Genomic DNA, 25987 nt, shown 5'->3' on the forward strand with positions numbered 1-25987 from the left:
TCTTGCCTTCCTGGGCCAGAAGGTTGACCTCCTTGTTGTGGATGAAAACCATCATTTCCTGAGACGGCGTGGCCGTGCCCAGGGCAAAGGCATCGGCAGCCTCCTTGAGCCCCGACGTCCAGGCCAGGGCCTGACCGGAAAAAATCAGCACGCAAAGGACCAGACGCGCCAGACATACCAAAGCACTTCGCACCATGATCGTCCTCCAAGGGATTATTTCTCGTCGCGCCCAAACACCACGACGCGGAAAAATGAGCGGGCTTGCCCGTGAGCACTCCCCGCATGATCGGTCCGGCTCAGGGAAAAAGGGATCGCGCCCTTTCCATGAGCCGGGGCAATGTATCGAGCTCGTCGGCGCTCACGCTCAGGTCGGGACGAAGCCCCAATCCGGAGCAGGTATTTCCATCCGGAAAAAGCACTTCCTTGTTTGTATAGCGCAACACCGATCCATCGGACAAAAGGGCGTCGGTCTGGGAGGAACATTTGCCGTACGTCGTCCGCCCCACGAGACGCGCCCGGTCGTGCTGGCGCAGGATGCCGGCGAAAATCTCGGCCGAGCTGGCCGTGTCCGGACCGACCAACAGAACAAGGGGCATGGTGTACTTGATTCCGCCCGGCGAGCGGATTTCCATGGCGTATCCGTCCCGCCCCCGGATGGTGCCCAACAGCGCCCCCGGCGGCAAAAACAGCCCGGCCAGATCAAAGGCCTCGTACAAATCGCCGCCAGGCGCGTCGCGCAGATCGATGACGACCGGCGCCGTGGCGTCCGAGGACACATTCCTGGCCAGGAAATCCAAGGTGGCGCGCATGGCCGGCCGGGTCACGCCACTGGCGAAATCACGGACACGCACGACGCGCCGCGTTCCGGGAGGCACCAACTCCACATCCAGGGGCGTGAACGCTTCCCGGCGGACCGTGAAGCTCCCCTGCCTTCCGTCGGGCAGGGACAGGCGCAACCGGACCGTGGACCCGGCCTCGCCCTTGAGTCGGGCGGCGACGCCTTCCACGTCCACGCCCCGGACCACCTCGCCGTCGATGGCCAGCAGGCGGGAGCGGTCCGGAATCCCGGCCCGGTCCGCGCCGCCGTCCTTGTACACATGAAGCACGATATTCCCGTCTCGCATGACCAGGGCGGCGCCGATGCCGATCCAGGTTTCGCCGCCCACCAGGGGAGCGCGGTACTCCGAGGCCGAAAAGAGCCGGGCATGCGGATCGATGTCGGGCAGGCGGCGCGGCAGATTGTCCTCGGTCAACGCGGCCAGGGCGTTCTCATCCGGCGGATTCAGGAGATGCCGGCGCAAAATGTCCCGAATGTCCTCCAGCGGCGCGGCCTGCAGGCACTGCCCGGCCAGCACGGCGGCCAGCACGGCGGTCACGGCCAGACCGATCCTCACCGGGCCAGCTCCATCTGCATTTTCATGAGCAGATCGTATTCCTTGCGCAGGGCGTCACGCTGGGCTTCCAATTGCTTGCGGCGCAAGTCCACGTCGCTGTCCCCCTGGCCGCTGCCTTCCAGATCGTCCAGGGAGGCTTGCTGCCGGCCGACCTTGGATTTCAACGCCGTGATCCGCTGTCGCAATTCATCGACCCGCTTCCGGTCCGCGCCCTGTCTGGCGGACAGGGCCGAGGCTTTTTTTTCCAGGGCCGCGATGTCGTCCCGCATGGCCGCGACCTTGGCGCGGTCCTGGTCCACCTGGGCCTGGACAGCGGACTTGCGGGACTCGAGCTGGCTTTGCTCCACATCCAGTTCCTGCTGCACGGCCCGCAACTCATCCAGCCGGGCCTCGCGCTCCGCGACCCGGTCCTTGTAGCCGCCTCCGCCAAGTCCGGCCACGCCGCCGAAAAAGCCGCCCTGGCGCGGATCGTGATTTCCCCCGGCGCATCCCACCAGCACCATCAGGCCGGCAACCACCAGTATCCAGGCAATGGATTTCATACGGACAACCTCTGGTCGATGCGGGCCAGCTGGGAACCACCGTCACGCAACTGGTCCAGGTTCTTCCGCAGGGCGTTTACTTCCTTTTCCAGGCGGACGACATACTGATCGTCCGCCGGCCGCTTCTGGCGTTCCTCGTCCAGAATGGCGGTCTGCACCTCCAGCTCCTTGGCCAGGGTCTCTTCCAGCTTCTTGCTGTCGTCGATCCGCTTTTGCAGCGTGTCCCGCTTGGCGATCAGGGTCTGCCTGTCTGCCTTGCCCTTGTCGTATTTGGCGCGCAGCGTGGATGATTCCCGTTCGAGCACGGCGACGTCCTGGGACAATTTTTGGTTATAGGCCAGGGCCGTCCGATTGTATTCCTGGGTGTGGGCGATCTCGGCGTCCAAAAATTCCTCGGTGGTGGCGTAGGCCTGTTTGCGCTTGGCGATTTCGTTGCCGACCAAAAAGCCGACGCCAGCCCCGGCGACCGCGCCGATGGCCGCGCCCCGGCCACCGCCGACGGCGTACCCAAGCAATCCACCCAGCACCGCCCCCACGGCCGTGCCCTCGGCCTTGGTCCGGGTCTGGTCCGAAGTGGTCGCGCAGCCCGGCAGCAAGGCGCAGATAATCACGATCACAATAGTGGCTTTCACGATTTTCATATTTCGTCCTCCCTGTTTCCGTTGGCTCATGAATCAGAAAAACCGGCAAAGCGCGTCCGGAATTCCTCCAGCCACGCCTCTTTCCCGGGGCGTCGCTGTTCGGAAAAGGCCGCGACATGCGTTTTAAGCAAGTCCATGACCAGCCGCTCGCGAGCGGTCATGTCCCTGGCTTCCAAGTCCGTGAAGGCATGGTCTATATAGGTCTGGTCATACCCGCCCAGGGTGCCGATTTTCTCGGCGTACCCCCGCATCTGCTCGCCCAGGGCCGCTTCCAGTTCGGCCACGGACTTCTCCACGGTGGCCAGCTGTTCCTGGTACCTGGCCGAGACCTCGGCCAGTTCGCGCGCCGTTTTCAGGGTCTGGGCCAGACGTTCCAGCCGGGACAAATACACCGACAGATTGACCCCGTTGCGGGCCGCGTCCTGGGCCAGACTGCGCGCGCTCTCGCGCTGGGCCAGTTCCAGGCGTTCCCTGGCCGTGGCCAGGGTGGTCTGAACCGCGCCCAGGGGTTCGCGCAGACTCGGGTTATCCTTGATCAGACGCGCGATGATGGGATCGGTGTCGCCGATTTGGACCGAGGCCTGAGCCACCAGATTGTCCAGGGTCCGACCCACGGGCATGGACCGGCGCAACTCCGTCCGGTAGGCTTCGTATTCCTTCTCGATCCTGGCCCGCTGGGCCGTGCCAACCACGACATTGCTTCCAATGGCCAGACGCGCCCCGGTGTTGAACGACCGGCGCTCCTCGACCTTTTTCTCGTCCGCGTTCCAGGCGTAAACATCGAGCTCGGCCCGGGCGGCGCTGCGCAAATCGCCCGGGGGCGTGGACACGCCGCCGCCGCGCACGGCCACGCCGCCGGGCTTGCCCTGCCAGATTTCCGGCCGAAACAGCCCCGAGGTCATTTCCTGAACATTGCCAAAAAGATCATGAAATCCATTGGTATCGGGCTGACGCAGTCCAATGGGACGCAGCCGGTGCTTGGCGTTGCCCACATGCCAGGCATGGGCATCGACCTCGCCCGCCGCGAACGGCAGGGCGTTATCAAAGATACCGGCCCCGATCCCGACCAGGCCGCCACGGGCGCAGTATTCCCATTCGTCCTCGGTCGGCAGACGCACGAAACCCGGCGCGCCGTCCAGACGCGGCATGGCCCCGACCCGCTCGGGATGGGCCGAATCGAACAGCCATGCGTTGTAGCGCCGCATGAATTCCAAAACATCCTGATACGAAACAAAGGCCAGGGGCTTCATCAGGGCGTCACGCAGGGCGCGGCCGGCGAGGGTCGGCAACGTCTGGTCCTCGGGATCCCGGCTCGCGGCCAGCAAGGCGTCCATGCCCATGACCGCGACATATTGACCGCGCGTCAGCTCGTATTTGGCCAGGATAATTTCCCAGGTATCGTCAGGCCCCGGAAAGGAACCGCTGATCTGGGTGCGTTGCAGCCCCTCGAAGATTCCGCCCGAGGCGTCGCCGATCTGGATGACGCGGCTCTCGTCGCCCCAGAATCCCTTGCCGGGCACGGCCACGCGTCGAAAAACCATCGCCGCGTCGCCCGGCATGGGCAGAATCACATCGCCCTCGGCCGGTTTGGGATTGGACACGGTCTGGGGTGGCGTCTCGGCCAGAACTGGACAAAACGCCGCCACAAGCGCCGCCACCACGAACAAAACGACCATGTTCCACGACGCGCCGCCAAGGCGGCGCCTGCCACGACTACTGTTCACGAATAACCTCCGCGGGATCGATCCGGGTCGCCCGCCAGGCGGCGGCCAGGGAGGCCAAACCCGCCAGGGCAAGGGTCACGACGCAAAAAAACGGCACGTAGGCCGGGGGCAGCACGCAAAACACTTCGCCCGGAGCCAATTCCGAGGCAAAGGACCGGTTGATGGCCAATGCCAGGGCCGCATAACCGCCAAATCCGGCCGCCAGCCCGAAAGCGGCGATCATGAGCCCCTGCAAGACCGGAAACAGAAACACATGGACGCGGGTGAAGCCCAGCAGGCGCAGCACCCCCAAATCGCGCCGCCGCCGTTCCACGGCCGCGTACAAGCTGGCCACCAGCACGGCCGTGCCGCCGAACAGGCCCAACAGGGCGATAAGCCAGAACAACCGGCTCAGACCCCGGTCCAAAACGCGGATGCGCCCGATGGCCTCGACCTCGGCCACGACCTCGATGCCCTCGTCCTTGAGCCATTGGTACAGCTCCGGAACGTGATCGATGCTCGCGGCGTACAGGCGGAACCCCCGATACCCGCCCCGCGCCATCTCGAACCGGCCGGTGTCGCGATTGAAAAGCACGTCCCGCTGACCGGCCGTGCGCAAAATGCCGACCAGCTCCACCGGCACCACCGGCCGGTCCAGGCGGGTGACACCCGCGACGCGCAAGGGGAAGGCCAACGTCTCGCCCGTGGAAGAAACGACCTCGACGGTCTCCGCCGGCCCCGTCCCTGTCCGGGCCCGGGGCCAAAGAACGCTGGTCAAGGCCTCGTCCCGTGGCGGCGTCCGGCCAAACGCGCCCCAGGGCGTGGCGGACAGCCCCAGCAGGGCAGCCTGATCGGCATCCACGGACAAGCCCACGGGCCGCTGGGCCTGGCCATCATGAATCAGGCCCACGTCCACGGCATAGGGAAGCAGCAACCGGGTTTCGCCCCGCAGCTTCCGGTCGATGGCCTGCAGGTTGGACACGGTGATGGACGCGCCAGGAGCCCCCAAATCAAGGACCACGAGGCTTGACGGAAGGGAAAATCCAAGCAGGTCGGCGGCTTGCTCCGGGCTCAGGTCGCGGATGTGTCCAAAGCCGGTGTTGATGATCAGTCCGGTGCGCCGGATGGGCGACAGCGGTTCGCGCAACACCAGCACGGCGCCGTCATAGCTCGCGTAGGGCGTCGGTGTTTCGCCCGTCCAACCCCTGGCCGGAGCGGCATGCCCTTCCTTGTAGGCTTCCACGTCCGACACAAACGACAACGGCGCATAAACCCTGGCCAGGGAACCGGCGCGGGGTTCCAGGACGGCCACGATTCCAAGCCGTGCCTCGGCGGTCTCGGTTTGGCCGCCCCTGGACCGCGTGACCCGGACCGCCAGCTCGTCGCCGGCCTTCACCCCGGCCAGACGGGCCGCCTCGGCCGTGAGCACCGCCTCACCGTCGGCCGGAATAACGCCGCCGTTTTCCAGCAACAGCGGGTCTCCGGACGCCGTGGGCACGAGGTCGAAAAGTTCTCCCGTGGTTCGGCCAGCGGGCACGACCTGGATAACCGAGGACAAGGGCAGGATGGTCGGGGTCAAAAAACCCACGCCGGGTCTGGCGGCCAGGGTTTCAAACCATCGCGCCGGGAACTCCCGGGTCTGGACGGGGCGGATTTCCCGAAAAACAGGGTCCTCGACCAAACGGTCGCGCAGGGTCTGAATGGTGCCGTGCTTGAGACCCATCAGGACCAAGAGCGGGGAGACAACGGCGGCCAGGGCAATGACCAGACACAGGGTCAGAATCCATTCGTGGGCCAGATGGGCCGCGGCCAGGCCCGGAACGAGGATCATGGGGCGCGGCGTCATGTCCCGGCCTCCCGGCGGCAGACAGAACGGGTCACCTGCTCGGAAACCTGCGTGGTTTCAAAAGAGTAGACCACGTCGGCCCTGTTCGTGACCAGGTCCACGTCGTGGGTGACCACGACCACGGCCACCCCCTCCTCCCGAGCCAGTTTGTGCATGTCGTCCAGGATGACCCGGGCCCGGGCCTTGTCCACGGCGGCCGTAGGCTCGTCGGCCAGGACCAGCCGTGGCTGATGGGCCAGGGCGCGCAAAATGGCCGCGCGCTGGCGCTGGCCAATGGACAACGACGCGGGCATGCGGTCCAAGCAATGATCCACGCCCAGTCGGCTGGCCAGGGCGCGGACCCGGCTTTCGCTCATGCCCGAGCCCTTGATCCTGCCAGGCAGCAAGACATTTTGACCGACGGTCAAAAACGGCAGCAAGCCGCCGGTCTGCAAGACATAACCGAAGCAGTCGCGGCGCAATCGGGCCAAATCGCCCTCGCGGCCCTGGGCCCAGAGCCCGGCCACGTCGTGAACGTGCCCCTGGGCCGAAGCGACCTCGAACCTGGCCACCCTGGTCGGAGCCATGACCAGGGCAACCATGTCCAGCAAGGTACTCTTGCCGCATCCGCTTTCCCCGATGACCGCGATCATCTGGCCCGGCAGCACCGCGAAACGCGGCACCCGCAACTCGAAAACGCTTTCGCTTTGGCTGCGCGTCTTGAGCAAATCCTCCAGATACACCATGGGCGCGGTCAACAGGAGCCTCCGTTCAGGGCAGATAGTCGATATGCAGGGGGTACACCAAATCCTGGTCCGAGTCCGTGTCGTTCAGACGAAACCAAGCGTCGACCTGCTCGTTGATGGCCCGGTACTGGTCAAGCTTGGCCAGAATGCTCCATTCCAACCGTGACCGTTGCTCGGCGGTCATGCTCGCGAACATGTCATCGGTCAGGGACAGGATGTCGCTTTTATAGGGCAGACTCTGGATAAAGGCCGGAAGCAGCCCCGCGTCCGCCAGTTTGGTCGCGCCGGCGATATCCTCGGGCCGCTTCATGGTCTGACCCGAAACGGCCTGCAACGCCTCGAAGAACTGGGACTGGGTCACCTCGGCCCGCATCAGGGCCTGCACCACCTGATCCAGCGCCTGGGCCAGGGAGGAGAGTTGCTCCCTGGTGACCAGGACGCGGACTTCCAGGGAGCGGTCGGCCGGATTGGTCAGATCCCGGTCCACGGCCCAGGCCACGATGTCCTTGGGCGGAGAGGCTTCCTTGCCAATGTACTCGATCAGGGCCGCCTCCCACAGCTTGTCGATTTCCGCCAAGGGCTCCGCCGCCGCGCCCTGTGCTGGCTCCTTGCCCCTGGTCTGGCTCATCAGGCCGGTCACGCGGGCGGTCAGATGCTCGGCAAAAGCCCTGTATTCCTCCTCGTCAAACGCCTTGATTTCCTTGATCGCGGCCTCGCCCTCTTCGCCGCGAACACGGGCCAGATGGGAAAACTGACCCTGGGCGGCCGGGTAATCCTCCTCGGCCCTGGGATCCTGCAAGTGGACAGCCAGAAGATGAACCTGGGCGTCGTCGTATTCACGGCGCAGATCGACTTCGTCCTTGCCCGTGGTGTTCTGCTTGTGCCCCTTGGGATGGGCGCTGGCATCGCCCAGAAGAATAACGAAACGAAGCGCCCCGTCCCGCCATTTGGAGCGCAACGCCACATCCACGCCGGCAAAGGCTTCCTCGGCGTAGTCCACGCTGCCCACGGACGTGGCCCCGGCCTGGGAAGCCAGCAAGCCAGCCAGATCCTCGGCCCCGACCAGCTCCGGGGTGAGATTTTTGGTCACGTATTCAAGCCGTGGCGCGACCTCCAGGGAATCGCGGTAGACCACCAGTCCGAAACGAAAGCGGTCGGCCGTGTCACCGCTGAATTTCTTGGCCATGCCGGCCACGGCCTCGCGGGTCAGATCGATAAAGGGCTGCATGCTGCGCGTGGTGTCCACGACAAAAACGATATCGGCCTTGACATCGGCCAGGACCGCCCCGCCCTGGGTGCGACCGACCTGGGCCTGATCACGGTATTCGTCGTTTTCCAGCGTGTCCGCGCCCCGGCTTCGGGGCACGGCGGCGGCCAGTTGCAAAAGGCGGACGTCATCCCCCCCGATTTGCGTCTGGGACCATTGCAGGATGGGCAACACGTAAAACTGCCGGGTGATATCGACAAAACGCTGGGGCTCCATGCTGACAACGCTCTCGGGCACGTTGCCGGCTTCGATGCTCTTGTAGAGTTCACCGGCCCTGCCGGCCATGTCCAGATCATCGACGACGCCCTCCAGGGCGGCCTTGTCCCGGAACATGAGCACCGGACGCCGGCCTTCGAGGGGATTGCCGGGATGCGTGTAGGACACGAGCAAGGCCTGACGCCATTCCAGCACATCCTTGGCTTGCATCCAGCCCTCGGGTTGGATGCGGGAGGACCCGACCCGGTACCAGCCCTTGGGATCGGCGGGATCATTCAGATCGAGCCCCTGGCGCTCAAAAACATACAGGGGGCGAAAGGCCGGAACATTGGCCCTGGCCACGGCGTCGTCCTTGGCCTCGGCATCGTGGTACATGTTGGAGAATGGCCGGGGCAACACGCGCAAGGGCAGCTCGGTCGCGGTTTCCCGACAGGGTGAACCAGGCTCGCAGGTCACGCCGTCATCCACGACGCCCGGAATCGAAGGCCCACCGGCCTCCACGGTCCCCTCCAGGGCCGACGGGCCATCCACGGGAGCATGGCCATGGGTTCCCTCCAGCTCCGACAGATCGGCGCGTACCGGGGCGTGACACAAAACCAACAGCAGAGCCGCGCCGATGCAAAGCCCTTTCCGAGCAGATGCGAAAAACCGAAACATGTCCCCTCCTGACTTCACGGTTGCGATGTTCGTGAATCTCGTTTTTTTGTCTCAAGCCAAGCCCCGCCGGGACGCGCCGCGCGGCGGCGCGCCAATCAAGCCGTCGGCTTCTCAATTTTCAACCAGTCCAACAGGTTAGAAATTTTCTACCAAACCGGGAAATAATTTGATCTAGTATACCCTTAATATAGCGAGGCATTTCATGCAAACGCAAAGAGCAAAAATTCCCGATTGGATGATCAACACGCACGGTTTTGATGGAACGACATGGCACCCGGATTGGGCTCAATAATTTACAATTTTGGATAATACACCCGTGAACATGGCGGTCGGTTTGACAATTTCGCCAGCCGAGCTGTTCATGGGGAACAAATACGGCGACATGGCGACGAGATGGGCATTTGATCACGAAGGAGAAAACGGATGGGTACAGCGATTCGATATCCGAAAAATGTCACAGGCACGGTGATTGCACAATCAACCGGGAACTAAAGGTGCCGAATCATATTGTCTTTTTTGGACCAAATTTTCTGGACCAGAAGTGGCTTTCTTGCTTCAAGCCCCTTTATTTTTTAATTTTTCTAGCGTAAGGATGTCCAACTCTGTAACACTTACTTCTGGAGGTTGTCTGTGAAGAAATTCGCCCGTGTTTTTCTGACAATGGCAAGCGTGCTGCTCTTCGCCACGGCCGGAGGAGCCGAAAGCATCAAAATCGGCTTCAACATTCCCCTGACCGGTGACATCCCCAAAGTAGGCGAGGAGTCGAAATTCGCCGGGGAAATGCTCCGGGAGGAAATCAACGCCGCCGGGGGCCTGGAAGTGGGTGGCAAAAAGTACCAACTCGAATTTATTTACGAAGACAATGAATCCAAGGCCGAATCCGCTGTCTCCGCCGCCCTGAAGCTCATCGAGCGCGACAACGTCCTGGCCATTGTCGGCCCCAACTCCAGCAAGCAGGCCGTGCCGGCCGGACAGGCCTCCGACGACAACCAGACGCCCATGATCTCTCCCTGGTCCACCAACCCGGACACCACCAAGGACCGGCCCTGGGTTTTCCGGGCCGCCTTCCTTGATCCCTTCCAGGGCCCGGTGGCCGTGGATTTCGCCATGGAGCAGTTCGGCGCCAAGACCGCGGCCGTGCTCTACGCCCTGGACAACGATTATTCCAAGGGCCTGGCCGAAATTTTCCGCGACGACTTCAATTCCAAAAATGGCGAAAACAGCGTCAAGGCCTTTGAATCCTACTCCTCCAAGGACCAGGACTTCAGCGCCCAGCTGACCAAGATCCTGGCCGCCAAGCCGGACTTCATCTTCCTGCCCAACAATTACAACGAGGTCGCCCTGATCATCAAACAGGCCCACGATCTTGGCTGGAAGGGCCCGTTCATGGGCGCCGACGCCTGGGGCAACTCCGAACTGATGGCCCTGTGTGGCGACGACTGCAAGGGACAGTACTTCTCGACCCACTACGCCGCCGCCGGCGCCACCGGCGACACCAAGGTCTTCATCGACCGCTACAAGGCGAAATACGGCTATGAGCCGGCCGACGTCGCCGCCCTGACCTGGGACGCGACCCGCATCGTGCTCCAGGCCATCCAGAACACCGGCGGCCTGAGCGGCAAGACCCGCGCCGATCGCAAGGCCATCCGCGACGCCATGGCCGCCATCCCCGAATTCCCCGGCATCACCGGCAACATGAAATTCGACGAACAGGGCGATCCCATCAAATGCGCCGTGGTCGTCAAGATCAGCGACAAGGGCGAGTTCGTGTTCACGAAATCCGTGTGCCCATGACGAATTGAACCAAGCGCGCGGAGCACATGCTCCGCGCCTTTTTTATTTCAAAGCCCGCCAGGGCCTTTCATTGTCAACAAAAGTCTTTGGGACACTGGACTCAAGGGGGGAAATTCGTGCTCGCAAGTATTCTGCAAAACCTCTTCAACGCGTTTCAGTGGGGCAGTTTTTATTCACTGATAGCCCTGGGCTACACGCTGGTTTACGGCGTGCTGCGTCTGATCAATTTCGCCCACGGCGACATTTTCATGGTTGGCGCCTACATCGCCTTTTTCATCGCCTCGGCTTTTCTGGGCATGACCTTTTCGCTGCCCGGCTGGATGATCCTGGCCATGGTCATCCCCCTGACCATGATCCTCACCGCCTTGGTGGGCGTGTCCATCGAACGCATCGCCTACCGCCCCCTGCGCCGCAAGGGAGCCCACCGCCTGTACGTCGTCATCACGGCGTTGATGTGCGGCCTGGTGCTCGAAAACGGCAACCTGGCCCTGTTTGGAGCCAGTCGGAAAAGCTTTCCCGACATCGTGGACAAGGTCGTCTACACCGTTGGCGATTTGAGCATGACCAACCTCAAAATCGGAGTCGTGATTTCCGCCATCCTGGTCTTTGTCATTTTGCATTTCATTGTCACCAAGACCAAGATCGGCATGGCCATGCGCGCCATTTCCTACGACAAATTCGCCGTGCCGTTGATGGGTATCCCCATCGACACGATCATCGTCTTCACCTTCATCCTCGGCTCCTCCTTCGCCGGTCTGGCCGGTCTGCTCTTCGCCATGTCCTATCCCATCCTCGACCCCTACATGGGCGCCCTCATTGGCTGGAAAGCCTTTATCGCGGCCGTTGTCGGAGGAATTGGCGACATCCGGGGGGCGTTTTTCGGGGGCTTTCTCCTTGGATTCGTCGAAATCCTCGTTGTCGCGGTCTTTCCCTCGACTTTCCGGGAGCTGATCGCCTTCGCCATCCTGATGACCATCCTGTGCATCAAACCCACGGGCATGTTCGGCGTGGCCGGCACGACCAAAATCTAACGATGAAAACACACTATGACCGAGCGGCCTCTCGCTCTCCTCACTCACTTGGTATTCGAGGGCTTCAATGCGCAAATTAACCGTCCCCACGATCCTTTTGGCACTGATCGGCGTGATCGTGTTCATGTCCCACCAGGAATACATCGACCTGTATATCCAATCCGTCATCATGTTCATGGGCGTGAACATCATTTTGTCCAGCAGCTTCAACATCGTAAACGGCTACATGGGAGAGTTCGCCTGTGGCCATGCCGGGTTCATGGCCGTGGGCGCCTATGTCAGTTCCATCGTCAACGTGATGCTGTTCACCGATGACAAAGTCTTTGGAACCGCCCTGCTGTCCCCGGAGATGGCCGTGTACCTTTTTCCCTTCGTCCTGCTCGTGGGCGGCGCCGCCGCCGCCGTGACCGGCCTGTTGGTGGCCATCCCCTCGTTCAAAACCCGCGACGATTATCTGGCCATCATCACCATCGCCGCCAACTTCATCATCATCAGCACCATCATCAACATTGATATCATCGGTGGGGCCAGGGGCTTCATGGGCATGAAGAAAGTGCTCTTCGCCATGAGCGACAGTTTCGACGTCCCCTGGATTCTGCTCTGGGTTCTCATTTTCACCGTGGGCACGGTTTTCATCATCCGGCGCTACGTCACCTCGACCTATGGCAAGGGGATCATCGCCATCAAACAGGACGAGGTGGCCGCGGAAATCATGAGCGTCAACACCAACAAGATGAAACTGGTGGCCTTCATGCTTTCCAGCGGGCTGGCCGGTGTCGCCGGCGGGCTCTTCGCCCACATCCTGGGTTACATCAATCCCAATTCCTTCGGCATCCTCAAGTCAACGGAATGTCTGGTCATGGTCTATCTGGGCGGCATGGGATCCCTCGGTGGATCGGTCATTTCGGCGGTCCTGTTCACGCTGCTCCTGGAATCCCTGCGTTTCATCATCCCCTGGATGGACACCATGCTGCACTACGCGCACCTGCTCCCCGACAGCTATGAGCTGAGCCAGGTCTGGAAATGGGTCATCATCCCCCTCATCCTCATCCTGCTCATGCAATTCAGGCCCGAGGGCATCATGGGCAATCGGGAGTTGTCCGACGTGTTCCCCGGACTGAAAAAATTCTACTCCTTCAAATAACACGCTCGAAACAGCGAAAAGCGATCGCATTCATCATCCGGAGCATCTATGTCCCTTTTGCAGATTCAAAACATGACAAAAACCTTCGGCGGTCTGCGCGCGTTGTCGGATTTTTCCGTCACCCTCGAAGGCAACGAGCTGCTCGCGCTCATAGGCCCCAACGGGGCCGGCAAGACAACGGTCTTCAACCTGATTTCCGGCTTTTACACGCCCACGGAAGGTTCCATCATTTTCAAGGGCAAACCCCTGACCGGGCTCAAACCGCATCAGGTCACGTCGCGGGGGATCGCCCGCACCTTCCAAAACATCCGTCTGTGGCACGACATGACCGTGCTCGAAAACATCCAGATTTCCCAACATTACAACCTGGGTTACACCTTGGTCGACGCCTTTTTCCGTACCAAGCGGTACATGACCAACGAAAAGCGCCTGGCCGACCGTGGCCATGAAATCCTGGAAGCCCTGGATTTGAAACAATTCGCAGAGGAAATGCCAAAAAACCTCCCCTACGGACTGCAACGCCGTGTCGAAATCGCCCGCGCCTTGTCCATCAATCCCTCGCTTCTGCTTCTGGACGAGCCGGCCGCGGGCCTCAATTCCGCCGATGTCACCGATCTGATCAAGCTCATTGGCTGGATTCACAAGGAGTTCAAGGTCGCCATCTGGATGATCGAACATCAGATGGACGTGGTCATGTCGCTGTGCTCCTGGATCAAGGTCATCGATTTCGGGGAGACCATCGCGGAAGGAACTCCGGAACAAATTCAAAACAATCCGGATGTCATCAAAGCTTATCTTGGAGACGAGAATATCTAATGCTGCTCGAAGTCAAAAATCTTTACGTCAAATACGGCAACATCGAAGCCCTGCACGGCATTTCCTTCACCGTGGACAAAGGCGAAATCGTCACGCTGATCGGAGCCAACGGCGCGGGCAAAACCACCACCCTGCACACCATCACCCGCGTGCCGCCGCCAGAAGGCCCCCGGATCACCGAGGGCGACATTCTGTACGAAGGCCGGAGCATGATCGGCATCGAGGCGCACAAAGTCGTGCAGGACCTGAAAATCGCCCTGTCCCCCGAGGGGCGGCATATTTTTGGCAACCTGACCGTCGAGGAAAACCTGCAGCTGGCCACGTATGCCCGCAAGGACGAAGCCCGAATCCAGACCGACCTCGGGCGGGTGTATGACCTTTTTCCCCGCCTGTACGAACGACGCAAACAGCGCAGCGAGTCCCTGTCCGGCGGCGAGCAGCAAATGCTCTCCGTGGGCCGGGCGCTCATGACCGGAGCGACATTCATCATGCTCGACGAGCCGTCCATGGGGTTGGCGCCGCTGCTCATGTATGACATGTTCCGGGCCTTGAAGGAGCTGAACAGTCAGGGCATGACCTTGTTGCTCATCGAGCAAAACGCCCGCATTGCCCTGCAATTCGCCCACCGCGGGTATGTCCTCGACACCGGCGCCATCGTCGCCTCGGGCAACGCCGCGGAACTCATGAACAACCCGGATGTGAAAAAGGCCTATCTCGGCGGCTGACACCCGTCACGCCCGCGTTTTCCCGTCACGAGCTCAGGCTTTCCGCTTGAGCTTTTTCATGCGGTGACGACCAGGGAAACGCGCCACGCCGGGATCCGTCCTTCCGGCCGGCGCGCTCCAAAACGGGGCCACGCCCGAGGCTGGAAGCAAATTTCATTATTTTCAGACAGGGAAAATGCCCTTGGGGCCGCCCTGTCATGGGAGCCACCATGCGCAATATCGTCCTCATCGGCATGGCCGCCTCGGGGAAATCAACCATTGGCAAAAAACTGGCCCAGCGCCTGAACATGGCCTTCGTGGACACGGACGCCCTGATCGAGGCCTGGTGGGGAGCGCCTCTCCAGGCCATTGTCGACCACCTTGGTCCAGACGACTTCGTGCGCGCCGAGGCGGATCAAATCAGCCGCCTTTTCGTCGAACGCTGCGTCATCGCCACCGGCGGCAGCGTCGTCTATTCCGAAGCCGCCATGCAACATCTGACGGAGCTGGGCCATGTCGTTTACTTGAGGGCCTCTTTCAATGCCATCGCCCAGCGGCTCCGCAATCCCTTGTCACGCGGGCTGGCCATCGGCCCCACGCAGAGCATCGAAGAGCTTTACGCCGAACGGTCCCCGCTGTATGCACGCTTCGCTCAGCTGACCCTGGACACGGACACGCTGACGCCCGAGGAAACCTGCGCCAAGATCGAACTCGCGCTGACAGCCCCTTCCTAAAGGATTGCCGATGAAAAAACTTCTGCCCTCACAGGTGTTCCGCAAGTTGGCCAGCTTGTACGAAGACATGCAGACACAGTACCAGATACACAGCGCGCGGCTGGGGCTGAGCTGCGATGGTTGTTCCGACAATTGCTGCACCAGTTATTTCCAGCACCACACCCGCGTCGAGTGGGCGTATCTTCTGCAAGGGCTGGCCGAATTGCCCGAAGCCACCCGCCGCGAATACGAACGCCGCTCCAGAGCCTATGTCCGCGATGCCCAGGAGGCTCTCGCGACCGGCGAACGACCCCACATCATGTGCCCGCTGAACGATGACGGCCGGTGCGGCGTGTACGCGCATCGGCTGATGATCTGCCGACTGCACGGCGTGCCCAACAAACTCCGCTATCCCAATGGCCGCGTCGTGGAATTTCCTGGCTGTCACCGCAGTCAGGCTCTCTGCGCAAGGGCCGACCAAATCCCTGTTCTGGACCGAACTCCGCTCTACATCCGGCTTCTGGAGCTGGAGGCGCAATATGTGGGGCCCTCCAAGATCCGCGCCCTGCCCCGGGTTGATCTGACCTTGGCCGAAATGATAGTCCACGGCATGCCCCAACCATGAAGGAGTCCCGCATGCGTCCACGCCTCATGACATGTCTGTGCGCTCTGTTGCTGCTGACGGCCTGCGCCCACCTGAGCGTTGTACATCTGGACAAGAAACAATGGATCCAGGGTCGGGACGAGACCCTGGCCATGCGCTACTGGACCTTCGTCTACACCAGCCGGGTGGAAAACAACCGTCTGATCATTTCAGGAACAGCCCTGCCCGTTCCCGGCAGTATCCCGTCCTGGGCGACCTGGATTCAGGATCTCTGGATGCAGGCGTATTTGAGCGACGATCAAAGCAAGGTCCTGGCCAAGGACCTGCGCCTCTATCTGCCCATGGACCTGGACCCGCGCCAAGGCGTGCCCTTTGAATTCCACCTCGCGCCCGAATCCCTGGGGTCGACGGGACCGCTCTATATTTCCTTTGGCTACCGCATGGAACTCACTCCGGATCGTTCAAGCCAACCCGCGCCGGGCCAGGAGCCCCGTGTTTTCTTCGCCAGCCAGGGCGCCTTGTTCCAATAAGCCTTCCGCTTCCCCCCCCAAAAAAAAAACGACCCGGCTTCAGAAACTTGAAACCGGGTCGTCGCGCGTGATCACGCACACTAATTGAGACTTTTGTTTTCCTGATGCAGACGCACCGCCAGGGATGACGACACCTTCTGTCCCCGCTCCGAAGTTTTCCACTCCGTGAAGGCATGCATCCACGAGTCGAAGCCATAAATTTTTTGCATGAGCTGTTCTTCGTGCAAGCCCAGCCAGGTATCGAAGAGATACATTTCGATGGAAAACTCCTTGGAATCCAAGACCTGGGGAGCGGTATCGGGAGGGAACTTCTTTCCGTCGTAGTTGAGCTGTAAAAACTCGACCACGACCCGCTGCGAAAGTTCCGGGCTCAACGGCTGGTCGAGCATCTGTTCGACCAGCTCCCAAAAATCTGGAAACTGGGCTTGCATCTGCTTGGATTGTTCTTCGGAAAATTTGATATAGACTCCATCCTCGCGTTCTTCTATGAAATAATAACGAAGCCAAAATTCAAAATGAAAAACCTTGGCCATTTCGGTACATGCATCAATTGCTTCCGCCATTGTTCTCCCCTGTATCTGGTTATCCAGTTTTTGAACTCAATATACATGCACGCCCAATGCATGCATAAAAAAAATCACCGTAAAAAGAACGTCCAACATATGTTGACAAGAGACATAATCGAAATTACCCCCGATGATTACAAAAACGCGATAGTTGGAGGATTATTATGGAAGAGTATGTAAAACAAGCTCTAGAGATCGTCAAAGCACAAGCCAGCGTGCGCAATATGACGGAAGAAGAGCTAACTTCAATGGTGCGCTCCCTGACCGAGGGGATCAAAAACATCGCCGAAGGAATCAGCGTCGAACCGGCCAAATCTCCCGTTACCGAAGACCCCAAAAAAGCAATCCGTGAAAAAAGCATCATCTGCATGGAATGCGAAAAGTCCTTCAAGGTACTGACCAAGCGCCATCTGGCCAGTCATGGTCTGACCCCCGAGGAATACCGGGAAAAATGGGGCTACAAGAAAGGAACGTCCCTTGTGGCCAAATCCCTGGCTCGTGACCGCCGCAAAAAAATGCAGGACATGAAGCTGTGGGAAAAACGGGGCAAAAAATAACCCAGGTCCCAAAAAAGGCGAAGCAATGCTTCGCCTTTTTTATTTGTCTCCGTCAAAATGCTGGGCAATCTTGGTCAGTTTGCCCGCCAGCAGGGCAAAGTCCGGATCAATGGCTTGCAGCACGAAAATCGGACTGACGTACAGGCCGTTCCAGTCGAACTCCATTTCCAGACCCTCATCCCGAACCTCCGCGGCCGCGACCATGGGGCGCACGTCCACCTCGCCGGGTTCTCCCTTTTTGGTCAGCTTGGGCGTGATCCATTGCCGTGCCGCCAGAAATGGCTCCAAACGAACCAAAAAACGCTCCCGATCCTCGGAAAGACGCCAGACAAGAAGATACCGTTCCCGCGTGGCAATGGGCGCGCGACGCTGGCAGACCAATTCATCCACGCGCGCGACCCGCATTCCCAGCGGCAATTCAGGTCCGAGCAGATTCGCCAAGTCCCCGGGGTTCGTGCGCTCGCGCACAAAAAAATCCATCCATTCACAGACACTGCCCACGCCCACGGGCAGGGCGCGGGCAAAGGACAACATGGGAATGGGATGGAAACCGCTGGAAAAGGACAACGCAAGCTTGGCCCGACGAAAGGCCCGTTCGAAAATACGCTGCAATTCCAGTTGGCTCAAGTACTTGGCCGGGCCGGTCTTGGTGTACCAAAGTCGGAAGCGCTGTTCGCGATGGTGCAGATCGCCCGCTGGTTCCGAATCGGGTTCCGGGCAGCCCGAGCCATCCTGGTCGCGGGAAGCCTGATTGAGCACCGGCGCGATGTCGTGCCCCTGGGCCTGCTGACGCAATTCCGAAGTCCGGCCATCCACGGTGCAGACTCCGCAGGAGCGGCACGCATGGTAGCGGCAATCCGCGCTGATCGCGCCCTCGAAGGCGCGGCGGCGTTCGGTCAGCAAGAACTCGCGGCTCACCCCGGAGCACAAGTGCTCCCACGGCAAGGGCTGGTCCGGATCGCGCGCGGCCAGGTAGGAATCCGGATCGATGCCGGTTTTGGCAAAGGCTTCAAGCCATGATTCCAGGCGCAGATGATCGGACCAACTGGTAAACAACGCGCCCTTGGCAAAGGCGGACTCGATGGCTGGAGCCAGACGCCGGTCCCCGCGCGAAAAAACCCCTTCCAGGAAGCTCATGTGCGAGTGATGCCATTTGAGCTTGAATTTGCGGTATGGCCGAAAAATGTCGCGCAGATAGCCGATGCGTTCCTCGATTTCAGCCATGGAAATCTGTCGTTCCCACTGAAATGGCGTGTGCGGCTTGGGCACGAAGGGGGAAACCGCGGCCGTGATCTGCAACCGCTTGGCGCCCCGTCCGGCCGAAGCGGCAACCTTCAGGCACAAATCCAAAATGCCGTCCAGATCTTCCCGCGTCTCGGTCGGCAGACCGATCATGAAATACAGTTTGACCTGCTGCCAGCCCAGCCCGAAGGCGGTGGCCGTGTGGTCCAGCAACTCGGCCTCGGTCACGCCCTTGTTGATGACGTCGCGCAGACGTTGGGTGCCGGCTTCGGGCGCCAGAGTCAGGCCCGTGTGTCGGATCTTGCCCATCAAGGCCATCAGATCCTCGGAAACCGATCCCACGCGCAGGGACGGCAGGGAAATGGACACCTGCTCGGCCCGGCACTGACTGTACGAGGACAAAAACAAGGCTTCCAGGGCGCTGAAGTCTCCGGTGCTCAGGGACAGAAAAGACAATTCCTCGCTACCCGTGGCGGCGAGGCCCTCCTTGATGATCCCGCCAAGCACGTCCACGTTCCGCTCCCTGGCCGGTCTGTAGATCATGCCGGCCTGGCAGAAACGACAGCCACGCGTGCAACCACGGGCGATTTCCACGGAAAACCGATCATGCACGGGTTTGCCAAAGGGTACGATCTGGCGGGTCGGAAAGGCCACGTCGTTCATGTCCAGGACAATGCGCTTCTCCACGTCCCGCCCGTCGGCCGCGACCATGCGTCCCGTGGCATCGGGCTCGAAAAAGGACGGCACATAGACTCCAGGCAGTCGGGACAAAACCTCGAGCAGTCTTGCCCTGGACCAGCCCTCGTCCTTGCCCTGGGCCATGAGACCAAGAATTTCCGGCAGAATTTCCTCGCCATCCCCCAGCACCATGGCGTCCAGAAAAGGCGCCAAGGGTTCGGCGTTGAAGGTGCAGCCGCCGCCGGCCAAAATCAGTGGTCCCTCCCGACGGGCCTCGGCGCGCAGCGGAATCCCGGCCAGATCGAGCATATAAAGCACATTGGTGTAGCACAGCTCGTGGGTCAGGCTGAACAAAACCGCGTCCAGGCTCCCAAGAGGCGTGTCGCTTTCCAGACTGGCCAGGGGCGCGCCATGGGTCCGAAGCACGGTGGCCACGTCCTCGGTTGGAGCGAAAACCCGCTCCGCGTAAAAATCATCGTGGCTGTTGACGATGTCGTAGAGGATCTTTTGCCCCAGATAGGACATGCCCACTTCGTACAAATCGGGAAATGCCAAGGCCACATGCACGCGAATCGCGCCTGGGTCCTTGTGCACGCTGTTGATCTCCGTGCCCAGATAATGGCTGGGTCGGGAAAAAAGAGGGAGAAGTTCCTTCATGGTTCCTTGCGAGGACAATGGGCAGAAAAAAAGGGTGGACCGGCCACCCTTGGTTCCCGCTCCACGGCCTGTTATTTTTTCAGGAATTTGCTGAAATCCGTCACGCCCCCCGTTCCGCCCAGATTGCGCAGATTGCCGGGAGCGGACAGGGTCAAATTGGTGGTGGCCTCAAGGTACTTGGTTTTCAGCTCCTCGGGCACGGATTTGTATTGAAAAAGCACGTGGCGCACTTCGATCTCGCCCTCGATGTTCTGATCGAAAGGATAGCCAAAGGGAAGCAGCAGCATCTGCACGCCGCCCTGCTGGGTGGGGATGGTCTGCAAAATGGCCGGGTCCTTGATCAGCCCAGCGCCTTCATCCCATTTTCCAAGCACCATCTCGCCATTCACCAGCTTCACCAGTCTGATATCGTACATGCTCACCTCGTCGTTTCGGCCTGTTGGATCATGCCCCGCCCAGGAGTCCGGACAGGGGAGTCCGTGTCTACGAACTGCGTCATGGCCTGTCAAGAATGCGCTCGGACCGCGCTATTCCCCAACGTCACCCTTTATGATAGCCCGGCCCCATCTTCACCACGGCGAGGCATTCATGAATACTCTGGACATTATTTTTTGTGTCATTCTCGGCTTTTTGGGACTGCGTGGCATCTTTCGCGGCCTGATCCGCGAAGTTGCCTCCATCCTCGGGCTGCTCCTTGGCTTCATCCTGGCCAACACCTACCACGGCCAACTCGTTCCCCTGCTCGAAGGCCCCCTGGGCGGCCCCGGCCTGGCCAATCTGGCCGCCTACCTGGGCATTTTCCTGGGCACGGTGGCCGTGATCTTCGTCCTGGCCACGCTCATCCGCAAAATTCTGAAACTGATCATGCTCGGCTGGTTGGACAGCATTGGTGGCGGCGCCTTGGGCCTGTTCAAGGGCGCCTTGTTGTGCAGCATCATCGTCATGGCCCTGACCGCCTTTCTGCCGTCCAAGGCGGAAATCCTGGCCAGCTCGCGCATCGTGCCCCATGTCAACACGTTCAATACAATGCTGTCCACCGCCCTGCCCAAGGACATGCGCGACCAATTCCTGACGCGCAGCCAGGAGCTGAAACAGGAATGGGAAGCACGACTCTTGAATCAACTCTCGAAAATCAAGGACACAACCGGTGGAAAACAATAATTTTGGCAAGATCATCGAGGTTATCGACACCCTGACCGGCCCTGGCGGCTGCCCCTGGGACAAGGAGCAAACCCCGCGTTCCATGTGCGACTATCTCATCGAGGAATGCTTCGAACTGGTCGAGGCCATCCGCCAGGATGACCCGGCCGAAGTGGCCGAGGAATTGGGCGATGTTCTTTTTCTTTTACTGTTCATCGCCCGCCATTTCGACCGCCAACTGCCCGGTTTTCTGGACAGCGCCCTGACCGGCAACGTGGCCAAGATGATCCGCCGCCACCCGCATGTCTACGGGGAACAGGCCGCCAGCGTGGCCGAGGTGGTCAAGAACTGGGAGCAGATCAAAAAGCAGGAAAAGGCTGAAAAAGACAAGGACCCCGGCGTTTTCGCGTCCCTGCCGGCCAGCCTGCCGCCGCTTTTGCGGGCCTACCGCATCAATTCCAAATCCGCCCGCGTGGGATTCACCTGGCCCACGGATCAGGATCAGGAACAAAAACTGGACGAGGAATGGCGGGAACTGCAAGCCGCCCTGGACAGTGGCGATCCGGCGGCGATGGAGGAAGAGTTCGGGGATTATCTGTTTACGCTGGTGGAATACGGCCGTCGACGGGGCATCAAGGCTAACTCCGCCCTGGCCGTGGCCAATGCCAAATTCCTGAGCCGGTTCGAAAAGGTGGAAAAACTGGCCAGGGAGCGCGGCCTGGAACTGGACCGACTCTCCCTGGCCGAAATGGACGCCCTCTGGGACGAAATCAAGACCGCTTCGCTGAAATAACCGCCATAATCCGCTCCAGCACGCCGCCCACGTCGGTGGCCCCCGTGTCGATGATCACCGCGTCCTCGGCGGGCTTGAGCGGCGCCACGGCCCGATTCCGATCCTGATCGTCGCGGATGCGGATCTGGGCCTGAATCCGCTCCAAATCCTCCTCCATTGCCATGCCCCGCAGTTGCTCGTAGCGGCGCTTGGCACGGACCTCGATGGATGCATCCAAAAAAAACTTGAACGGCGCGTCAGGAAAAATGACGCTGCCCATGTCCCGACCCTCGGCCACCAAGGGCGTTGTTCGTCCGATGGCTTGCTGATTGCGGCGCAGAAAATCCCGCACCACCGGAATGCGGCCCATGTGCGAGGCCCACAGGCCGACCTGTTCGGTGCGGATCTCGGGTGCGAGAGGACAGCCGTTCAGCAACAACTCCGAGGACGGCCCAGCCCCTTCCAGATCGAAATCCAGGCGATTGAGCCGTGGCACAAGTTTGTCCACGGGCATTTCCCAGGCCCCTTCGCCAAAGGCGTAGGCCACGGACCGAAACATGGCTCCGGTGTCCAGATAGGCGATGCCCAGGCGTTCGGCCAGGGCCCTGGCCACGGTGGTCTTGCCGACGCCGGCCGGGCCATCAAGAGTGACGATGGTGATGTCCACGCAATACCTCCGCGATCTTGGTCAAGAATTCACGATTTTCTTCCGGACTGCCAATGCTGACGCGCAATTTATCCGGCATGCCGTAACTCTTCAACGGCCGGATGATGATTCCCTTGGCCAGGAGCGCTTCGAACAGCGTCCAGGCATCCATGGGCGGCGTGAACATGAGAAAATTGGCCTGGGACGGCATGACGTCACAGCCCAGGGCGGTCAATTCCCGACTCAGGAAGTCCCGGCCCTCGCGCACGACGCGCAAGGTTTCGGCCAAAAACACCTCGTCATCCAGGGCGGCCAAACCAGCCTGCTCGGCCAGGATGTTCACGCTGAACGGCAGTTTGACCCGCAACAGCAGATCCGCCAGCCAGTCCGGCATGATCCCAAAGCCCAACCGCAAGCCAGCCAATCCGTACATCTTGGAAAAGGTGCGCAGGATGACCAGGTTGGGGATGCGCCCGAATTGGGGCAGCATGGTGAACCGCTCCAGCGGGTCGGCAAAATCAATGTATGCCTCGTCCACCACCAGCAGGGCGCGCGGCGGAAGCATCGCGGCCAGGGCGACAAGTTCCTCGGCCGCACAGGCGTGCCCCGAGGGGTTGTCCGGATTGGTCACGAAAACCAGGGCGGTCTTGTCGTCGACAAGCTCTAGCATTTTCTCGAAAGGGAAGGAAAAATCCGCATTGAGCCGCGCCTGACGAAACTCCACCCCACACAGCCTGGACTGGACGTCGTAAATACTGAAGCACGGATCAAAGGCAACCACGTTGTCCACGCCGGGGCGGGCAACCACGCGCAGCAGCAGATCGATGATCTCGTCGGACCCGTTGCCGGCCACGACGCACTCACGCGGCACGTGCAGATGCGCGGCCAGGGCCTCGGTCAGAGCCGGAGTGCCGGCCTGGGCATACCGGAAGGCCAGGGCGCTGGCGTGGACCAAGCGCTCGCGCACCACCGGAGACACGCCGAGTGGATTTTCGTTGCTGGCCATCTTGACGACGCGGGCCAGCCCATATTTCTTCTTGATCTCATCAATGGACAGGCCCGGCGAATAGGGCTTGAAGCCCTCCATTTCCGGGCGCACCACAACCTTGGTCATAACAACTCCTTGGTATCTCCGCGCAACAATCGCGCGAAATAATCGATGGTCCGGGACAGTCCGGCGTCCAGCCCCGTGCCCGGTTCCCAGCCCAGACGCTGCCTGGCCAGGGTGATGTCCGGTTGGCGGCGACGTGGATCGTTCTCGGGCAAGGGCCGAAAGCAGAGTTCCGACGTGGACCCGGTCATGGCGATAATCCGTCGGGCCAGATCGACAATGGTCAGTTCCACCGGATTGCCGAGATTGACCGGCCCGACAAAATCCGCCGGTGAATCCATGAGACGCATCAAGGCCTCGACCATGTCGTCCACATAACAGAATGACCTGGTCTGCTCGCCCCGGCCATACACGGTGATGTCCTCGCCACGCAGGGCCTGGACAATAAAATTGGACACCACCCGTCCGTCATTGGGGTGCATGCGCGGACCGTAGGTGTTGAAAATGCGCGCGACCTTGACTTCCAGGCCGTGCTGGCGATGGTAATCAAAAAACAGGGTCTCGGCGCAACGCTTGCCCTCGTCGTAACAGGCGCGCGGGCCAATCGGATTGACCCGGCCCTGATAGCCTTCGGTCTGGGGATGGACTTCGGGATCGCCGTACACTTCCGAAGTGGAGGCCTGCAAGATACGCGCTTTGACCCGCTTGGCCAGACCCAGCATATTGATGGACCCATGCACGCAGGTCTTGGTGGTCTGCACCGGGTCGAATTGATAATGAATGGGCGAGGCCGGGCAGGCCAGATTGTAGATTTCGTCCACTTCCACATAAAGCGGAAAGGTGATGTCGTGGCGCAGCATCTCGAAATGCGGATTATCCAACAGATGCTGGATGTGATCCTTCTGTCCGGTATAGTAGTTGTCGCAGCAGATGACATCGCAACCCGCCGCGAGCAGACGCTCGCACAGATGCGACCCGATAAAGCCCGCGCCGCCCGTGACCAGCACCCGTTTGCGGACCAACCCCGTGAAATCGCCGACCTTCATGCCGGTTCCCCTTGAAAAATCGCCGCCAACGATCCCGCCACCAGTCCAAATTCCTCGACCATGACGGTTCGCGGATCAAGGCAGAAGGCGTCATCCTCCACCCGGCCAATGACCGGCACATCCACGGCCAGAAGCGCCTGGCGCAGGGCATCCACGTCCATGGTTAAGGGCTTGATGGCGACCAGCACGGTGGGCAGGTCCTGCTCCGGGAATGAGCCGCCGCCCACGCGTGAAAACCCGTTCCTTAATCCGATTTCCGCCCAGTCACCGAGAAGGCGCAGCTTGCGCCGCAAGGCGCGGGCCTTGCTGCGCAAGTCATCCACCGAAGCCGTGATCATGGCCAAGGTCGGCACGGACTGGCGGGCAATGTCCGGGTCCAGGTACAGACGCAGGGTCGCCTCCAGGGCGGCCAGCGTCATTTTATCGATACGCAGGGCGCGATTGAGTTGATTTTTCTTGATCCGCTCGATGCTCTCCCGCCGACCGACAATAACCCCGGCCTGGGGGCCGCCCAGCAGCTTGTCGCCGCTAAAAGACACCACGTCCACCCCGCTCTTCAAAACCTGCTGCACCGTTGGCTCGGGCATGAGCTTATAGGGCGAAAAATCGAACAGGTTGCCGCTGCCCAAATCCTCGAAAACCGGCAATCCCCGCTCCCGCCCCAGGGCCACCAGCTCGGCCGCGTCCACTTCCTTGTGAAAGCCGATGATGCGGTAATTGGACGTGTGCACCTTCATCAGCAGGGCCGTCTGCTCGGTGATGGCCTCGGCGTAATCATGGATATGGGTCCGGTTGGTCGCGCCAACCTCGCGCAGCACAGCGCCGCTTTTCTTCATGACCTCGGGAATGCGGAACGATCCGCCGATTTCCACCAACTGTCCGCGCGACACGACCACTTCCCGGCCCTTGGCCAGGGTGTCCAGCACCAACAGCACGGCGGCGGCATTGTTGTTGACCACCAGCCCCGCCTCGGCCCCGGTCAGGCGGCAGAGCAAGTCCTCCACATGGGAATACCGGCTGCCCCGCTGCCCGGTGCGCAGGTCCATCTCCAGATTGGAATAATGCCGGCACCCCCGAAGCACCGCGGCCACCGCGTCCTCGGCCAGAATGGAGCGGCCGAGATTGGTATGGATGACCACGCCCGTGGCGTTGACGACCCGGCGAAAATGCGGCCGCGACCGATTCCGGACATAAGCCGTAAGCCGCGTGGCAAGCTTGGAATGGGCCAGATCCGATTCGTCGGCCAGCACGCCCGCCCGGATTTCCTCGCGGCACAAATCCAAAAACTCGGCCACCAGATCCTTG

At 60.9% G+C, this 25987-nt stretch carries 26 protein-coding genes; 11 read left to right on the forward strand and 15 right to left on the reverse strand.

Annotated elements, in window-relative coordinates:
- From EOL86_03355 to EOL86_03390, 8 genes are all read right to left on the reverse strand, one after another.
- The coding region (locus EOL86_03355) for a hypothetical protein (protein NCD24617.1) at positions 1-196 on the reverse strand (196 nt) is incomplete at its 3' end.
- 100 nt (positions 197-296) lie between these two features.
- A complete protein-coding gene (locus EOL86_03360) occupies positions 297-1394 on the reverse strand; it encodes a carboxyl-terminal protease (protein ID NCD24618.1) in 1098 nt (365 codons plus the stop codon).
- Positions 1391-1936 (reverse strand): hypothetical protein, encoded by a 546-nt coding sequence (locus EOL86_03365; protein NCD24619.1) that lies wholly within the window; start codon positions 1934-1936, stop codon positions 1391-1393. The genes EOL86_03360 and EOL86_03365 overlap by 4 nt, the downstream gene beginning before the upstream one ends.
- Positions 1933-2577, reverse strand: a complete 645-nt coding sequence (locus EOL86_03370) for a glycine zipper 2TM domain-containing protein (GenBank protein NCD24620.1) — start codon at positions 2575-2577, stop codon at positions 1933-1935. Before EOL86_03370 ends, EOL86_03365 begins: the two co-directional genes overlap by 4 nt.
- A gap of 26 nt (positions 2578-2603) precedes the next feature.
- A complete protein-coding gene (locus EOL86_03375) occupies positions 2604-4253 on the reverse strand; it encodes a hypothetical protein (protein NCD24621.1) in 1650 nt (549 codons plus the stop codon).
- 37 nt (positions 4254-4290) lie between these two features.
- Positions 4291-6126 carry an ABC transporter permease gene (locus EOL86_03380; protein NCD24622.1) on the reverse strand — a complete coding sequence of 612 codons (1836 nt, stop codon included), beginning with the start codon at positions 6124-6126 and terminating at the stop codon, positions 4291-4293.
- Positions 6123-6851 (reverse strand): ATP-binding cassette domain-containing protein, encoded by a 729-nt coding sequence (locus EOL86_03385; protein ID NCD24623.1) that lies wholly within the window; start codon positions 6849-6851, stop codon positions 6123-6125. The genes EOL86_03380 and EOL86_03385 overlap by 4 nt, the downstream gene beginning before the upstream one ends.
- Positions 6852-6876: 25 nt before the next feature.
- Positions 6877-8991: a VWA domain-containing protein gene (locus EOL86_03390; GenBank protein NCD24624.1), complete on the reverse strand. Its 2115-nt coding sequence runs from the start codon at positions 8989-8991 to the stop codon at positions 6877-6879.
- A gap of 660 nt (positions 8992-9651) precedes the next feature.
- Here EOL86_03390 and EOL86_03395 point away from each other — a divergent pair.
- The 8 genes from EOL86_03395 (at position 9652) to EOL86_03430 (ending at position 16327) form a co-directional block, all read left to right on the forward strand.
- The gene (locus tag EOL86_03395) at positions 9652-10785 is read left to right on the forward strand and encodes an ABC transporter substrate-binding protein (protein NCD24625.1); all 1134 of its coding nucleotides are present in this window, start codon (positions 9652-9654) and stop codon (positions 10783-10785) included.
- Between the two features lie 116 nt (positions 10786-10901).
- Entirely contained in the window at positions 10902-11816 is a 915-nt protein-coding gene (locus tag EOL86_03400; protein NCD24626.1) for a branched-chain amino acid ABC transporter permease, read from the forward strand.
- Positions 11817-11883: 67 nt separating this feature from the next.
- Positions 11884-12960: a branched-chain amino acid ABC transporter permease gene (locus EOL86_03405; GenBank protein NCD24627.1), complete on the forward strand. Its 1077-nt coding sequence runs from the start codon at positions 11884-11886 to the stop codon at positions 12958-12960.
- A gap of 48 nt (positions 12961-13008) precedes the next feature.
- On the forward strand, positions 13009-13776 hold the full coding sequence (locus tag EOL86_03410) for an ABC transporter ATP-binding protein (GenBank protein ID NCD24628.1): 768 nt from the start codon (positions 13009-13011) through the stop codon (positions 13774-13776).
- The gene (locus EOL86_03415; GenBank protein ID NCD24629.1) at positions 13776-14501 is read left to right on the forward strand and encodes an ABC transporter ATP-binding protein; all 726 of its coding nucleotides are present in this window, start codon (positions 13776-13778) and stop codon (positions 14499-14501) included. Before EOL86_03410 ends, EOL86_03415 begins: the two co-directional genes overlap by 1 nt.
- A 209-nt stretch (positions 14502-14710) precedes the next feature.
- Entirely contained in the window at positions 14711-15214 is a 504-nt protein-coding gene (locus EOL86_03420; GenBank protein ID NCD24630.1) for a shikimate kinase, read from the forward strand.
- A 10-nt stretch (positions 15215-15224) separates the two neighbouring features.
- A complete protein-coding gene (locus EOL86_03425) occupies positions 15225-15818 on the forward strand; it encodes a hypothetical protein (GenBank protein NCD24631.1) in 594 nt (197 codons plus the stop codon).
- Positions 15819-15829: 11 nt separating this feature from the next.
- A complete protein-coding gene (locus EOL86_03430) occupies positions 15830-16327 on the forward strand; it encodes a hypothetical protein (protein ID NCD24632.1) in 498 nt (165 codons plus the stop codon).
- A gap of 80 nt (positions 16328-16407) precedes the next feature.
- Here the strand turns inward: EOL86_03430 and EOL86_03435 are convergent, their stop codons facing one another.
- Complete coding sequence (locus EOL86_03435) at positions 16408-16890, reverse strand: hypothetical protein (GenBank protein ID NCD24633.1); 483 nt, start codon at positions 16888-16890, stop codon at positions 16408-16410.
- A gap of 167 nt (positions 16891-17057) precedes the next feature.
- Between EOL86_03435 and EOL86_03440 the strand changes: the two genes are divergently transcribed.
- Positions 17058-17450 carry a transcriptional regulator gene (locus EOL86_03440; GenBank protein NCD24634.1) on the forward strand — a complete coding sequence of 131 codons (393 nt, stop codon included), beginning with the start codon at positions 17058-17060 and terminating at the stop codon, positions 17448-17450.
- Positions 17451-17489: 39 nt separating this feature from the next.
- Here EOL86_03440 and EOL86_03445 read toward each other — a convergent pair whose 3' ends face one another.
- Positions 17490-20027 carry a TIGR03960 family B12-binding radical SAM protein gene (locus EOL86_03445; protein NCD24635.1) on the reverse strand — a complete coding sequence of 846 codons (2538 nt, stop codon included), beginning with the start codon at positions 20025-20027 and terminating at the stop codon, positions 17490-17492.
- Positions 20028-20098: 71 nt separating this feature from the next.
- Positions 20099-20443, reverse strand: a complete 345-nt coding sequence (locus EOL86_03450; GenBank protein ID NCD24636.1) for a hypothetical protein — start codon at positions 20441-20443, stop codon at positions 20099-20101.
- On the opposite strand from EOL86_03450, the gene EOL86_03455 reads away from it, so the two are divergent.
- Both EOL86_03455 and EOL86_03460 read left to right on the forward strand, forming a co-directional pair.
- The gene (locus tag EOL86_03455; protein ID NCD24637.1) at positions 20340-21188 is read left to right on the forward strand and encodes a CvpA family protein; all 849 of its coding nucleotides are present in this window, start codon (positions 20340-20342) and stop codon (positions 21186-21188) included. The genes EOL86_03450 and EOL86_03455 overlap by 104 nt on opposite strands.
- Entirely contained in the window at positions 21175-21960 is a 786-nt protein-coding gene (locus EOL86_03460) for a nucleoside triphosphate pyrophosphohydrolase (protein NCD24638.1), read from the forward strand. The genes EOL86_03455 and EOL86_03460 overlap by 14 nt, the downstream gene beginning before the upstream one ends.
- Here EOL86_03460 and EOL86_03465 read toward each other — a convergent pair.
- The 4 genes from EOL86_03465 to EOL86_03480 all read right to left on the reverse strand — a co-directional run.
- The gene (locus EOL86_03465; GenBank protein ID NCD24639.1) at positions 21938-22606 is read right to left on the reverse strand and encodes a (d)CMP kinase; all 669 of its coding nucleotides are present in this window, start codon (positions 22604-22606) and stop codon (positions 21938-21940) included. The two genes, EOL86_03460 and EOL86_03465, sit on opposite strands and share 23 nt — an antisense overlap.
- Complete coding sequence (gene hisC / locus EOL86_03470) at positions 22581-23699, reverse strand: histidinol-phosphate transaminase (protein ID NCD24640.1); 1119 nt, start codon at positions 23697-23699, stop codon at positions 22581-22583. The genes EOL86_03465 and hisC overlap by 26 nt, the downstream gene beginning before the upstream one ends.
- A complete protein-coding gene (locus EOL86_03475; GenBank protein NCD24641.1) occupies positions 23696-24682 on the reverse strand; it encodes an SDR family oxidoreductase in 987 nt (328 codons plus the stop codon). Before EOL86_03475 ends, hisC begins: the two co-directional genes overlap by 4 nt.
- The coding region (locus EOL86_03480; GenBank protein ID NCD24642.1) for an L-seryl-tRNA(Sec) selenium transferase at positions 24679-25987 on the reverse strand (1309 nt) is incomplete at its 5' end. The genes EOL86_03480 and EOL86_03475, both read right to left, overlap by 4 nt.

The organism is Deltaproteobacteria bacterium, from assembly GCA_009930495.1.
Taxonomy (GTDB): Bacteria; Desulfobacterota; Desulfovibrionia; order Desulfovibrionales; family Desulfomicrobiaceae; genus Desulfomicrobium.